11 protein-coding genes are annotated in these 14350 nt (G+C 45.2%); 6 read left to right on the top strand and 5 right to left on the bottom strand.

The genetic code is table 11. The annotated features are described in order from the left end of the window. The first annotated feature begins 206 nt into the window (after positions 1–206). The gene (locus ACZIX4_RS13545) at positions 207–713 is read left to right on the top strand and encodes a Panacea domain-containing protein (protein WP_463336181.1); all 507 of its coding nucleotides are present in this window, start codon (positions 207–209) and stop codon (positions 711–713) included. Beyond that, on the top strand, positions 691–1038 hold the full coding sequence (locus ACZIX4_RS13540; RefSeq protein WP_463336180.1) for a hypothetical protein: 348 nt from the start codon (positions 691–693) through the stop codon (positions 1036–1038). Before ACZIX4_RS13545 ends, ACZIX4_RS13540 begins: the two co-directional genes overlap by 23 nt. On the opposite strand, the gene ACZIX4_RS13535 is transcribed toward ACZIX4_RS13540, so the two are convergent. The 3 genes from ACZIX4_RS13535 to ACZIX4_RS13525 are packed head-to-tail and all read right to left on the bottom strand — an operon-like array spanning position 1035 to position 6495. Next, positions 1035–2339 carry a TolC family protein gene (locus ACZIX4_RS13535; RefSeq protein WP_463336179.1) on the bottom strand — a complete coding sequence of 435 codons (1305 nt, stop codon included), beginning with the start codon at positions 2337–2339 and terminating at the stop codon, positions 1035–1037. The genes ACZIX4_RS13540 and ACZIX4_RS13535 overlap by 4 nt on opposite strands. A gap of 2 nt (positions 2340–2341) precedes the next feature. Beyond that, positions 2342–5419, bottom strand: a complete 3078-nt coding sequence (locus ACZIX4_RS13530) for an efflux RND transporter permease subunit (RefSeq protein WP_463336178.1) — start codon at positions 5417–5419, stop codon at positions 2342–2344. Positions 5420–5421: 2 nt separating this feature from the next. Beyond that, on the bottom strand, positions 5422–6495 hold the full coding sequence (locus tag ACZIX4_RS13525; protein WP_463336177.1) for an efflux RND transporter periplasmic adaptor subunit: 1074 nt from the start codon (positions 6493–6495) through the stop codon (positions 5422–5424). A gap of 182 nt (positions 6496–6677) precedes the next feature. On the opposite strand from ACZIX4_RS13525, the gene rpe reads away from it, so the two are divergent. The 3 genes from rpe (at position 6678) to ACZIX4_RS13510 (ending at position 11614) form a co-directional block, all read left to right on the top strand. After that, the gene (rpe, locus tag ACZIX4_RS13520; RefSeq protein ID WP_463336176.1) at positions 6678–7340 is read left to right on the top strand and encodes a ribulose-phosphate 3-epimerase; all 663 of its coding nucleotides are present in this window, start codon (positions 6678–6680) and stop codon (positions 7338–7340) included. 395 nt (positions 7341–7735) lie between these two features. Next, positions 7736–9970: a TonB-dependent receptor gene (locus ACZIX4_RS13515; protein WP_463336175.1), complete on the top strand. Its 2235-nt coding sequence runs from the start codon at positions 7736–7738 to the stop codon at positions 9968–9970. Between the two features lie 216 nt (positions 9971–10186). After that, a complete protein-coding gene (locus tag ACZIX4_RS13510; protein WP_463336174.1) occupies positions 10187–11614 on the top strand; it encodes a glycosyltransferase family 2 protein in 1428 nt (475 codons plus the stop codon). A gap of 73 nt (positions 11615–11687) precedes the next feature. Here ACZIX4_RS13510 and ACZIX4_RS13505 read toward each other — a convergent pair whose 3' ends face one another. After that, positions 11688–12500: a purine-nucleoside phosphorylase gene (locus ACZIX4_RS13505; protein WP_463336173.1), complete on the bottom strand. Its 813-nt coding sequence runs from the start codon at positions 12498–12500 to the stop codon at positions 11688–11690. Then, complete coding sequence (lpxK, locus tag ACZIX4_RS13500) at positions 12472–13497, bottom strand: tetraacyldisaccharide 4'-kinase (RefSeq protein ID WP_463336172.1); 1026 nt, start codon at positions 13495–13497, stop codon at positions 12472–12474. Before lpxK ends, ACZIX4_RS13505 begins: the two co-directional genes overlap by 29 nt. Positions 13498–13811: 314 nt before the next feature. Between lpxK and ACZIX4_RS13495 the strand changes: the two genes are divergently transcribed. Further along, positions 13812–14336: a hypothetical protein gene (locus tag ACZIX4_RS13495; protein ID WP_463336171.1), complete on the top strand. Its 525-nt coding sequence runs from the start codon at positions 13812–13814 to the stop codon at positions 14334–14336. The last annotated feature ends 14 nt before the right edge of the window (positions 14337–14350 follow it).

The raw sequence follows: 14350 nt of genomic DNA, 5'->3' as shown, positions 1-14350 counted from the left end.
AGGATTTTCGTATTCAGAAATTAATTTGTATTTTGCAGCCCTAAAAGGCTTAAAAAACATATTTTTTTAAATATAAAAGTACCAACAGTTCAATAACTGTTCGTTTTTTGATTGATGATTGAACTCCGGCTGATTACCGGAGTTTTTTATTTTTACAAGGCAGTAAAGTTTACTATATTTGTATAAACCACTCAAAGGAAAGCGCTATGGAAAGTGTAAATGCGGTAGCTAATGAGTTTTTAAAACTCGCAGATAAAACAGGCAGGAAATTAACCAATCTACAGCTGGCCAAGTTGTGCTATATAGCGCAGGGGTTTTCGCTTGCCTTGCTGGACAAGAAAGCATTTCCCGATGCTATTGAAGCCTGGAAATTCGGCCCTGTTGTACCATCGCTATACCATGAGTTTAAGCACTTTCAATCGGAACCGATTAGCTCAAAATCTATTATTGCCAAAAGCCCTACCGAGTTTGTAACCCCGGAGGTTAAAGACGAAAACATAAAAAAGGTAGTAACCCTTACATGGAACCTGTATAAAGACGTATCAGGTAGTGATTTAGTGTCTCTTACCCACCAGGGCAATACGCCATGGTCATTATCATACGAGCCAAGCAGGAATAAAGTAATTAGTGACGACCTGATTAAAAGATACTACACCAAGTTTGTAGGTAACCTTGAACAAAAGTTTATCGATGCAAGGAACAGGACAGCTTGATTCATTACTGAGGGATATAGATTCAACCTCACTTAACACTACAGACCTGAATGACGTTGCCAACCAAAGCACACTTCAGGGTGAAGAAATTGCTGACCGTCAGCAAGACCGGAAAGAGCGTAAAAAATACGCACTGTTGGTGTTTGTCTTCCTTGTGTTTTTTACCCTTATAGTATTGGGTGTTATCGTATCTCAGGGGTTCAATAACTTTACCTGTTTTTACTTGTCCGATACAGTACTGGTAACGCTTATTACCACATCACTGGCTACAGTTGTGGGTATTTTTCTTATTGTAATGCGTTACTTGTTTAAGCAATCTTCTTAATTCCCATTAAGCGAAAGATTTCCCGCAAGCTCCTTAAGTCCCACTTCTGATAGTTTAGAGTTAAACTGTGCCGTACTGCTGCGTGCCAGTGCATTTACATAGTTCAGCTGGGCAGTGCGTACTTCCAGGGTAGTTATGGTACCTATGCGGTATTTCTCCATGGTGATGTCCAGGTTTTGCTCTGCTATGCGTACGTTATTGGCCTCCAGCTTTACCAGCTCCAGGTTGGTCATATACGTTTGGAACGCCGTAATCAGCTGGGTATTTATTTCCTGCGTCTGCTGGTCTATCAGCACTTTGGTGTTTTCTATTTGCAGTTTGGCAATCTTCTCATTACGCTTTTGCAAAAAGCCGTTGAAAATATTTATCCTTGCCGTAAGCCCATAGCTGAAACCGTTACCCCTATTCGTCCGCGCAAACCCCAAGCTTGATTCAGTATCGGTAAAAATATAACCCGTGGTAACACCCACCTGTGGGTAGCGTGCAGCCTTTACCTGTTTCAGGTTGAGCTCGGCTACGTTTTTATTAATCAGCGCCAACTGTAACAACGGGTTTTGCTGCCCTGCAAGGTTCAGCAGGTCGGGCAGTACCAGTTTGCTATCGGTAGCTACACTGTCGGCTACTTTAAAATCGGAAGCCAGGTCGCGTGCCAAAAGCTGGTTCAGTAGCGTTTTGGTGTTCTTATATTGTGTTTGCTGGTTCAGCAGGTTCGTCTGGTCGGTATTCAGGTCCACTTCCACATTAAGCACCTCAAGCTTGGCAGCCTTACCTATCTTAAAACGGTTTTGGGCGGTGGTTACACGCTGTTTGCTTATCACTACAGCAGTATCCAATGCCTTCAGCATTTGCTGTTGCTGCACCAGGGTGTAGTAGGTTTCCATAACATCGCCCACGGTAGTGGTTACGGCGTATTTCAGTTCAGCCTCACCCTGTGTCCTTAATGTTTTAAGCTGGTCATAGCGCGCAAACATCCCGAAGCCGTCAAATATCGTCCAGCCAAGGTTTACCCCGTATGTAAGGCTGTTGTTCTTGGCACCGTTAAGTTCCTGTACAGTACCATCGGTACGCACTTGCTTACTGTCTTGTATGCTATTGTTTTGCGCAAGCGAACCGTACAGGTTGGGCAGCAGGCCGGCATTGGCATAGCTTACGTTTTCCTGGTCTATTTTCAGGTTGTTACCTGCCAGTTGTATGTCGTAGTTGTTTTTCAGGGCAATGGCCACGGCATCTTCCACCGTAAGCAGGGGCTGTGCAGAAGCTGCAAACGAAAATGCCAATAGTATATACAGATATAACCTCATAGTTACAGGTCTTTAATATTATCAAATTCCGGCCTGTGCTTGCGCGGGCGCGACCACATATAGTAAATAGCCGGGATTACAAACAGGGTAAGCAATAGCGAAAATACGGTGCCGCCTACAATAACCACACCCATACCGATACGGCTGGTAGCGGCTGCACCAAGCGACATGGCAATAGGCAATGCACCCAATGCTATGGCAAGACTGGTCATTAATATGGGGCGAAGGCGGCTTTCAGATGCTTCCATAATGGCTTCGTATTTTTCCTTGCCTTCCTCACGGAGCTGGTTTGCAAATTCCACAATCAGGATGCCGTTTTTGGTTACCAAACCGATAAGCATGATGGTACCAATCTGGCTGAAGATGTTCCATGTTTGCCCGAACAGCCATAGCGAAAACAACGCCCCAGCTACTGCCATAGGCACGGTAAGGATAATGATAAACGGATCCAGGAAGCTTTCAAACTGCCCGGCAAGTATCAGGTAAATAAGTAGTAGTGCCAAACCAAATGCAAACAGTGTATTAGAGCTACTTTCCACAAAGTCGCGCGACTCACCGCCAAGGTCGGTTGTAAAGGTTTCGTCCAGTACCTTAGCCTTAATGCGGTCCATGGCCTCAATACCGTCGCTGATACTCATACCCGGTGCAAGCCCTGCCGATACGGTAGCGCTCATGTAGCGGTTGTTATGGTACAGCTGTGGCGGGCTGCTTTCTTCATCTACCTTAACAAGGTTATCCAGCTGTATCAGTTCGCCGGTGCTGCTTTTTACGAATATCGAAGTAAGGTCGAGCGGCTTTTCACGGTCGGCTTTATCAAACTGCCCTATAACCTGGTACTGCTTGCCATTCATCATAAAATATCCGAAACGCTGACCGCTTAATGAAAGTTGTAGGGTCTGTGCTACATCAAGCAACGACACGCCAAGGCTTTGTGCCTTTTGTCTGTCAATAGTTACGTTAATCTCAGGCTTGTTGAATTTCAGGTTAACGTCGCTTGCCGCAAAGGTAGGGTCGTTGTTTACCTCGTCCATAAACTGCGGTATCTTTTCGCGCAGCTTTTCAAAATTCGGGGCCTGTATAATATACTGTATCGGGAAACCGCCACGCCTGTTTACGGCTATGGTAGGCTGCTGCTGTACGGCCACGCGGGCATCGTTGTATTTTTTGGTCCATTTGGTAAGGTTGTCGGCTATTTCCTTCTGGCTTCGTTTACGATCTTCGGCATCCGAAAGGGCTATACGTATACGTCCACTGTTTACCGCACCACTACCGAAACCGGGTGAAGTAATTACCAGTGCCACCTGCTTTTCTGGAACGGAGTCGTTTATCAGCTGTTCCATTTCCTGCATAAAGCGATCCATATAATCGTATGAAGCACCTTCAGGACCGGTAATATTAAGGCCGATGTTACTACGGTCATCATACGGTGCGGTTTCTTTTTGCAGGGTACTGAAGAATAATATAATTAGCCCCACACAAAGCCCGAGGATAGGGAAACTAAGCCACTTACGTTTCATAAAGCCGATAAGCATGCCTGCATAACCTTTGTTCATTTTTTCAAAGTACGGCTCGGTAAGGTCGTAGAATTTCGATTTTTTGTGGACACCTTTTATAAGGTAGGCGTTAAGCATGGGCGTAAGGGTAAGCGACACGAATGCCGATACCAGTACCGCCGCCGCAATAACCACCCCGAATTCCCGGAACAGCCTGCCTACAAATCCTTCAAGGAATATTACCGGAAGGAACACCGCCGCCAGCGTTATGGAAATGGAAATTACCGCGAAGAATATTTCATTGGCTCCTTTTAATGCCGCTTCTATTGGGGTCATGCCCTCTTCCACTTTTTTGAAGATGTTTTCGGTTACTACGATACCGTCATCCACTACAAGCCCGGTAGCCAGTACTATAGCAAGGAGCGTAAGTACATTTATGGAGAAACCGAAAATATACATGATGAAAAACGTAGCAATAAGTGATACCGGAATGTCCAGTAACGGGCGCAATGCAATAGCCCAGTCGCGGAAGAACAGGTAAATGATCAGTGTTACAAGGATAATGGAAATACCAAGGGTTTCCGCTACTTCCAGTACTGATTTTTTAATGAAACGGGTGTTGTCCAGTGCTATGTTCAGCTTCAGGTCGCCCGGAAGTTCTTTCTTCAGCTGGTCGTATTGCGCATAAAAAGCATCGGCAATCTCTATATAGTTGGTACCCGGTTGGGGGATTACCGCAAGGCCTACAAGCTGCATGCCGTTGTTGGCCATTTTGGTTTCCACATTTTCAGGGCCAAGCTCGGCACGGCCCACATCGCTTAGCTTTACAATACGCTCCCCTTCCGATTTTACAATGATGTTGTTAAACTGTTCAGGAGTAGCCAGGTTACCCAGTGTTTTTACGGTAAGTTCGGTATTGGCACCGGTAAGCTTACCCGTAGGCAGCTCCACATTCTGGCTGTTAAGGGCGGTACGCACATCGGCTACGGTAACCCCGTAAGCATTCAGCTTTACCGGGTCTATCCACATGCGCATGGCATATTTCTTTTGCCCCCATATCTGTACCGAACTTACGCCCGGTATGGTTTGCAGGCGTTCGGCAATCACGTTTTCGGCATAGTCGCTCAGTTCCAACGTGCCACGGGTGGCGCTCTGTACCGTCATGGTAATAATCGGTTCGCTATCGGCATCGGCCTTGCTTACTACCGGCGGGGCATCAATATCCTGCGGAAGGCTGTTCGTCGCCTGCGATACCTTATCGCGTACATCGTTTGCTGCTTCCTCAAGGTTCTTTTCCAGTTCAAATTCTATGGTAATGTTGCTGGAACCCTGGTTACTGCTCGATGATATGTTCCGGATACCGTCTATCTGGTTGATGGCTTTTTCAAGCGGCTCGGTAATCTGCGATTCTATAATGTCAGAGTTGGCCCCGGTATAGTTGGTACGCACATTTATCTGCGCCGGGTCTATACTCGGAAATTCGCGCACACCCAAAAACATGTACCCTATAAACCCGAAGATGATAATGGCCACGTTCATTACTATGGTAAGTACGGGGCGCTTTATGCTCAGTGTACTCAGGCTCATGGCTATTGCTGTTTAGGGGTTACCGTGGCTTTTACAGGCGAATCTTTTTTCAGTGCCAAAACCCCCGAAGTAATTACCGTATCTCCGGCCTTAAGCCCGTCCAGCACCACCACATCAGTAGCAGTACGCGTACCTGTGGTTATCATGGCTTCATCGGCTTTGCCGTTTCGTACTACGTATACTTTTTTACCGCCCTGCACGGGTACTACGGCTTCGGTAGGCACCATGTAGGCATTGGCAGTTTTATCAAGCGGCAGGATAACATCGGCAAAAGTACCCGGTATCAGCTTGCCACCCGGATTATCAGCCAACGCACGGATGCGTAGTGTACGGGTAGAAATATCAACCGCAGGCTCAGTAGCATACACGGTAGCGATGTTCTTTTTATCGGAACCGGAAAGTGAGAAGTCCACTTTGGTGCCGGTTTTTATCTGAGAAGCATATTTTTCAGGGACAGAGAAGGTGATTTTTACCTGGCTGCTGTTTACCAGCGTGGTGATGATGGTTTGCGGAGTTACATAGGTACCCGGCGAAATGTTCCTTAATCCTATAGTACCGCTAAACGGTGCACGGATAGATGTTTTGGCTATCTGTGCGTTTATGAGTTGGGTTTGTGCCTGTGCGGTTTTAAAGTCGGCGCTGGCTATGTCGTATTCTTCCTGGCTAATGGCTTCCTTTTGCAACAGCAGGCGTGCACGGCGCTCGTTTTCGGCGGCAAGGGTTTGCCTGGTCCTCGCTTCGTTAGCCTGGGCACGTAGCTCGATATCGTTTATCTTTACCAGTACCTGCCCCTGGCTTACAGAAGCTCCTTCCTTAAAGTATATTTTTTCGGCAATGCCGGTTACCTCACTGGTAAGCTGTATCTGCTCATTGGCCTCTATAGACCCGGAAAGCGACAGCGTATTACTGAAATCTTCGGGCTGTACCACTATGGCATTTACGGCAGTGGGCTTCTTATTGGCGTCTCCGCCACCGGCCTTGTCCTGTTTCCCTTTATTGTTTTCTGATATGCGGTAGTAAATAAGTCCGCCAAGCCCTGCTACGAGGACGGCGTACACTATGTATTTTATTTTCATATAATAAGGTGGCTATAACAACGCAAAGCTATGATAAAGCCCGTGTATTACTTTGTTAAAAAAATCTTAAATAGGACGAATGCAATTCGTCCGCATCCTTTTTAAGACACAATACATTACCGAAAGTTTAATTGCCGAAGTAAAATTTTATCTTTGCACCGTAAACAACACTATCTTATATAATGAAAAACACACTTATAGCCCCGTCTGTGCTTTCGGCTGACTTCGGAAACCTGCAGCGTGATGTAGAAATGATAAACAGCAGTGAGGCCGACTGGTTCCATGTAGATATTATGGACGGCGTTTTTGTACCCAACCTTTCTTTCGGTATACCGGTGGTAGAGGCCATAACGCGCCACGCAAAGAAAACCATAGACGTACACCTGATGATTGTAAACCCTGATCCGTACATTAAAACTTTTGCACAGCTGGGTGCTAATAACCTTACCGTGCATTACGAAGCCTGTACCCACCTGCACCGTACATTACAGGCCATTAAGGCTGAAGGCATGAAAGCCGGTATAGCCCTAAACCCGCATACCAATGTAGAGCTGCTGGAAGATATTATTAATGATACCGACCTTGTGTGTATTATGAGCGTGAACCCTGGCTTCGGGGGGCAGAGCTTTATAGAGCGTACCTATGATAAAATCCGTAAGCTGAAGGAAATAATTGTGCGTAACGGCGCTTCTACCCTTATAGAAATAGACGGTGGTGTAAGCGATAAAAACGCTGCAAAGCTTGTAGAGGCCGGTGCCGATGTGCTGGTAGCGGGCAACTACGTATTTAAAGCGGAAGACCCTGTAAAAACGGTAGCGCACCTTAAAAAGATTGCTTCTGTTTAAAGAATATTCAGAAAGCCTCCACTAAATGGAGGCTTTTTTATTGCTTATTTGGTAACTACAGATATTCATATTTTAAATTTTAACTAAATCAACATGAGTTTTTGCCTTAAATTTCAAGAATAAAACTTTTAATATTATATTATTTAAAAATTTAACAAAAATAACAACTTTACACTAAATTTTAAGAAAACTCATTTTCAGATATGGATTAAATTTATACTTTTAGCATATCATTAGCATTTTATTCTGGTTTAAATGCTTTGACTAAAACAAAGTGTGTATTTTTTCTTTTTGACAAGTAAGCCCCGCAGATTTTCGGGGCTTATCTTTTGTGTAAAAAATATTTTTTAGTCTAAACTAAATTTATAATTTTGAAAAATAAATTTTAGGTTTAGATGAAAAAAATTATTCTTTTACTCTTTATAAGTATTTCTGTTTATGCGCAAAACGGCAACGGTACAGTCAGCGGTGTCGTAAAAGACAATAAAGGCGCCGTTCTGGAAGCGGCTGCCCTGAACATATATCCGGCCAATACCACCGTGTTTTCCGACAGCACCGGACACTATACTATAAGCATCCCCGAAGGCAGCTATACGCTTTCGGCAGAGTATTTCAGTTATAAAACCGTAACCAAATCCATAACCGTAAAGGCGGGCGAAACCCTTACGCAAAATTTTGTGCTTACCGTTACCGAAAATAACCTTGACGAAGTAGTAATAACCGGCACCATGAAAGAAATGAGCCGTTCGGCCAGCCCCGTGCCGGTGGAAATCATCACCCCGAAACTCTTTAAAAAGAATCCTACACCGAGCCTGTTTGAAGCCGTGGGTATGATAAACGGTGTTATGCCGCAGCTGAATTGTAACGTGTGTAATACAGGCGACATCCACATAAACGGTATGGAAGGCCCTTATACCATGATACTGATAGACGGCATGCCCATAGTTAGCGCCCTGAGTACAGTATATGGCCTTAGCGGTATACCTAATAGTATTGTAGAACGCATTGAGGTGGTAAAAGGTCCTGCTTCGTCACTTTACGGTAGCGAGGCTATGGGTGGGCTTATCAATGTGATTACCAAAAGCCCTGAAAAGGCCCCGGTGGTAAGCGCTGATTACTTTATGACGAGTTGGGGCGAACTGAATTTTGATGCGGCTACACGTACTAAAATTGGCAAGGCGACATCATTGCTCGGTGTAAACTATTTTAACTATAATGTAAAGGCCGACAAAAACCGCGATAATTTTACCGATGTTACCCAGCAGAACCGCGTTTCCATATTCAACAAATGGAGCTTTAAACGGAAAGACAACCGTGTAGCTGCCCTGGGTGCACGTTATGTATACGAAGACCGCTGGGGCGGCGAAATGCAGTGGAACAAAAGCTTCCGTGGCAGCGACAGTATTTATGGCGAAAGCATTTACACCAGCCGTATAGAGCTGATAGGCACCTACCAGTTGCCTACTACCGAAAAGATTTTTACGCAATACTCCTACAACTGGCACAACCAAAACTCATGGTACGGCACCACACCTTACATGGCTACACAGCAGGTAGGCTTTGTGCAGGCGTACTGGGACAAGCAGCTTACCCCGGCGCACAGCCTGCTTGTGGGCGCGGCACTGCGCTATACACGCTATGACGACAATACCCCCGCAACAGCATCGGAAGACGGAAGTGAAAACAAGCCGCAAAATACCCCGCTACCGGGGCTGTTTGTACAGGATGAATGGACCATGACCGAAAAACACAAGCTACTGGCCGGCTACCGTTTTGATTACGATGACAACCACGGAGCTGTACACTCGCCGAGGATAGCGTATAAATTTTCGCCGGATGTACAGAATACGCTTAGGGCGAGTTTTGGTACAGGCTTCAGGGTGGTGAACCTTTTTACAGAAGACCATGCCGCACTTACCGGGGCCCGACAGGTAATCATTAGCGAAAGCCTGAAACCCGAGCGTTCGTACAACGGTAACCTTAACTATGTATGGAAGCTGCCCGCCAAGCCCTTTCTACTGAATGTAGATGCTACGGCTTTCTACTCGTACTTTACCAATAAAATTATCGGGGATTTTGAAACCGACCCGACAAAGATTATTTACAGCAACCTGAATGGTTATGCCGTGTCACGCGGGCTTGCCACAAATGTGGAGCTGATGTTTAACTTCCCGCTGAAGCTGATGGCCGGGGCTTCGTATACCGATGTTTTCCGTATGGAAGACTCGCAACGTATACAGCAACTGCACGCCCCCAAGTGGAGTGGTAACTTTATAGCCAGCTATAACCTGCCGAATAATTATACTGTAGACGTTACGGGCAACTGGTACGGGCCTATGCGCCTGCCGATATTGCCAAACGACTACCGCCCCGAATATTCGCCATGGTTTTGCACAGCTAACATACAGTTCACTAAAAAGTTTGATTACGGGCTGGAGTTGTATGCCGGGTTTAAAAATATATTCGACTTTGTGCCGAAATACAGCCTTATGCGCCCCGAAGACCCATTTAACCAACACGTAAACGACCCGGTAAACAATCCTAATGGTTATACTTTTGATACGGCATATAATTATGCATCGTTACAGGGCAGGCGCATGTTTTTAGGAATACGGTACAGCCCTATGTAGAGATTAGCCTCTCCCCTCCCGATAGCTATCGGGATTCTCCAAAAGAGAGGGAGCAGCTTCACTCAAACTTAAATCTGTAGAAAGTTGTAGAAAACACTTCCACACTTTCTACAGGTTTAAAAATGAGCACACTACATATTGCTTTGATTTACAGCAATAATGCGTTGCGGCACGGCTGTTGCACACCTGTATGCGTGTAACCCGTAATCCGCACTTATGAAATCAAGTATTACATCAGCCAACATAACCATAAACAACAGTTTTGTCCCCCGGGAAACTGATACTGTTGAAAGTATTGACTTAGAAACCACTGAAAAAAAAAAGAACATCAACCTTAGAGGCACGCTTATACTTGCCTGTACTTTGATACTATTGCTTGTAGGTTCATACCTGGTGTATTTACTACAACCGGAGTTTGATGCCCTGTATCAGGAACGCATCAATACCTTTTGGGGGCGCAGCATTATTGTAACCAGTATTGCGCTGCTTGCTATTAAAGGAATGTTTTTCCTCTATAACCTCTACCTGTATTCTAAATACAAACCCATTAAATCAGTAAGTGATTCCCAGTTACCTATTATAACGGTAATAGTACCCGCATACAACGAGGGGCAACTGGTTTGGCATACCCTCCAGAGCCTTGCCGCCAGCGATTACCCTGTGCACAAGCTACAGCTTATAGCCATAGATGATGGCAGTAAAGACGATACATGGCAATGGATACAGCAGGCAAAGCACGATTTGGGCGACCGTGTTACCATACACAAGCAACCTAAAAATATGGGCAAACGCCATGCACTATATTACGGCTTTAATAATGGGCGAGGCGATGTATTTGTTACTGTAGACAGTGATTCGGTTGTGAAGCCGGACACCCTGAGGAACCTGGTTAGCCCATTAGTGGTTAAAAAAGACTGCGGTGCCGTAGCCGGTAATGTACAGGTACTGAATAACCGAAGTGCCATATTGCCAAAAATGCTCAATGTAAGCTTTGTGCTGAGCTTTGAGTTTATACGTTCGGCAGAGAGCAGCCTGGGTTCGGTAATGTGTACGCCGGGAGCGCTTGCGGCTTACCGCCGTGAAGCCGTTATGGCCTGCCTACCCGAATGGATAAACCAGAAGTTTATGGGGAAAAAATCGGATATAGGGGAAGACCGCGCCATGACTAACATGATTATGAAGCAGGGTTATCACGTACTGTTCCAACGCAATGCATATGTACTGACCAATGTGCCTGAAAAGTACAAAGGGCTGTACAAAATGTTCATCCGCTGGGGACGCAGCAACATCCGCGAGAATATAAAAATGGCGACATTTGTATTTAAAAACTTCAGGGAGGAGAATAAGGCCGGTACAAGGCTGTTGTTTGCAAACCAGTTGCTTACTACCATTCTTGCATATCCCTTCCTTATACTGATGTTTTACTTTATACTGTCGCATCCGGCACTGTTTTTAAGCTCTACACTTATGGGTATACTGCTGTACTCCAGCTTTCCGGTGTTCTTTTATACAAAGCGCTACAACAAGTTTAGCGAATCGCTGTATGCTTATGCCTACAGCCTGTTGTATACTTTCAGCCTTTTCTGGATAACCCCTTATGCTATTATTACCGCAGGTAAAAGCGGCTGGCTAACCAGGGGCTAACATAAATTAAAATCAGGAACAAAAAACGCAGGCTTGGCCTGCGTTTTTTGTATACTATGAAAAGCCCGCGCTATTAACCTCTTGCTATCAGTTCTTTTATAAGTGTGCGCACTTTAGGTTCGGCAAGGGCAGCAGCCTGCAGCACCTCATCGTGGCTTACTGAGCCTACACCATCACTGTCACCCATATCGGTAATGACAGATATACCAAAACACTCCATATCCATGTGTCGGGCTACGATTACTTCGGGCACGGTACTCATCCCTACGCAGTCGGCACCCAATATTTTCACCATACGGTATTCAGATAGCGTTTCAAACGTAGGCCCCTGCAAGGCCAGGTAAATCCCGTCCTTAACATCTATCCCCTGCTCCACCGCAATCTCTTTAGCTTTGGCAATAAGCGCATGGCTGTAGGGTTCGCTCATATTCAGGAACCGTGGTCCAAAGCGTTCATCGTTATGCCCACGCAGCGGATGCTCAGGCATCAGGTTGATGTGGTCATACAATATTACCACATCACCTACGTGGTAGAATGAATTTACCCCACCCGACGCATTGCTCACAATTAGCTTTTCTACCCCTAGGTATTTCATCACCCTTACCGGGAAGGTAACCTCTTGCATGCTGTAACCTTCATAATAATGAAAACGCCCCTGCATGGCCACTACATTCTTGTTGCCTATTTTACCAAAGATAAGCTTGCCTGCATGTCCCTCTACAGTCGACACAGGGAAGTTAGGCAGCTCGCTGTATGGCAAGGTGTGTTCTATAGTGATATCATCGGCAAAACCGCCCAGGCCCGAGCCCAGTATTACACCATACTGCGGGGTAAACCCGGTTTTGTTTTTAATGTAATTAACGGTTTCCTGTACTTCGTTCCACATAATGTAAAATGGTTTGGTTAAACACATCGCCACCCGATATAAAACGGCTTTTTATAGGCAGGTAAAACAACCTATCGGCGGGTAATTTACCTTTAAGGCGCATATAATCTTTTTCGGTGGTAACTATAGGTTTTATTTCGCTGAGTTGCTTCAGTTCTGTAATTTCGGCATCCGTAAAATCATGGTGGTCAGCGTAAGTTTTTACCTCATCGCCTCCCGTTTGCAAATGCGCGTAAAACGGCTGCGGCTTGGCAATTCCGGCCACAAGTATTTTTGGGGTATTTTTAATTTCGGCTACAGCCAAAGTCCCCTCTTCAGAATACACAAAATCATCGTAAGCAATGCTTGTAAAAAACACCTGTTGCCCCATTTCGGGCCTCAATTTCATTATAATACGCTGCTGTTCGGCTTCAGGTAATGATGGCGGGCATTTGGTTACCACAATAACACCGGCACGTTTTGCCCCTGCCCTGCTTTCGCGGAGGTTACCTGCAGGCAGTATAAAATCATCTGCATAAACATCGCCATAGGCCGTAAGCAGTACATAAAACCCTGCCTTTACCTTTCGGTGCTGGTAAGCATCGTCCAGTAGTATCACTTCAGGCTTTGGTTGCAACCCTAAAAGATTGTTTATACCCTCTACCCTGTTGGCATTTACCGCCACACGTATATTTTTAAACTTGCTGAAAAACTGGTACGGTTCATCACCTATGGTTTGTGCGGTAGCAGTATCATCGGCCAGTATGTAGCCATTGGTTTTGCGGCCATAGCCACGGCTCAGCACAGCCACATTATACTGCTGCGAAAGCAAGCGGATAAGGTATTCGGTTTGCGGGGTCTTGCCGGTGCCGCCGGTACTAAGGTTGCCCACCGCAATAACAGGCACGTTAAAACTATGGCTTTTAAAAATACCAGTGTTGTAAAACACATTCCGCAGGCCGGTAATACAGCCATATATAAGCGAAAACGGGAGTAAAAGCAACCGCAGGTATTTCATGGTTAAAAGAGGTATTATGCAAATGTAGGGGTTTACGCCCACATACGTGGCAGGCATTTATCATACGAAAGAAAAGTTGTGCAAAATTTAACGCGGTTTACACAAAACCCGTACGGCAACCACAGCATTATTGAGATTGTATTTCAAAAAGAAATAATTTTTTAACTGCGAAATAATTAAAAAACGGCTTTTGCAACTTTTTTACCAAGGCTATCTGCCAAAACAATAAAAATCATAAAGTTTTAACGGAAACATTTGGATATAATTCCCGTTTTTCCTTTTTTTGCTGTTCACAAAAATTAATGTGTAACCGAATGAAAAAGATTATATTTCCGCTTACTTTCGTTGGCATACTGTTGGCCGTATCATGCTCAGATGAGGACGAACTACCAACACAAAGTTATATAGGTTGCCAAACGTGTGAAGTAGCCGGCACAGCGCCTAACTATGTACCTGAAGATTATGAAGCCTGTGTGGGTATAATATCTGAACAAGTACAGACTATTGACACTGCCGGCAATGTGGTTAACACTACTGTCCTTGACACATTTTTATTTGTGAACGGTGCCAATACCGGCCTTAAACCTGCACACTATTTTTCACTATACTGCGACAACGCTTATGACCCTGCACTAAACACAGGAGGAAATGGCGGTGGTGGCACAAACGGAAACGAAAACTGTGTAATTTGTGATGCTTATAGCCTTTTGGGTGTACCGGTTCCGGAAATGGAAGTTTGCCAGGGCGAAGACGGTAACGCTTACATAGATGGTGAAAGCACAGGAGTACCATACAATTCTTATGTACAGACATTAGAAGCGGCTACTGACTGCCATTAATATAAACTAAAGAT

It is taken from the genome of Flavobacterium niveum, from assembly GCF_055231775.1.
Note: the sequence above shows the minus strand (reverse complement) of the source record. Positions and strands in the feature narration are given on the sequence as shown.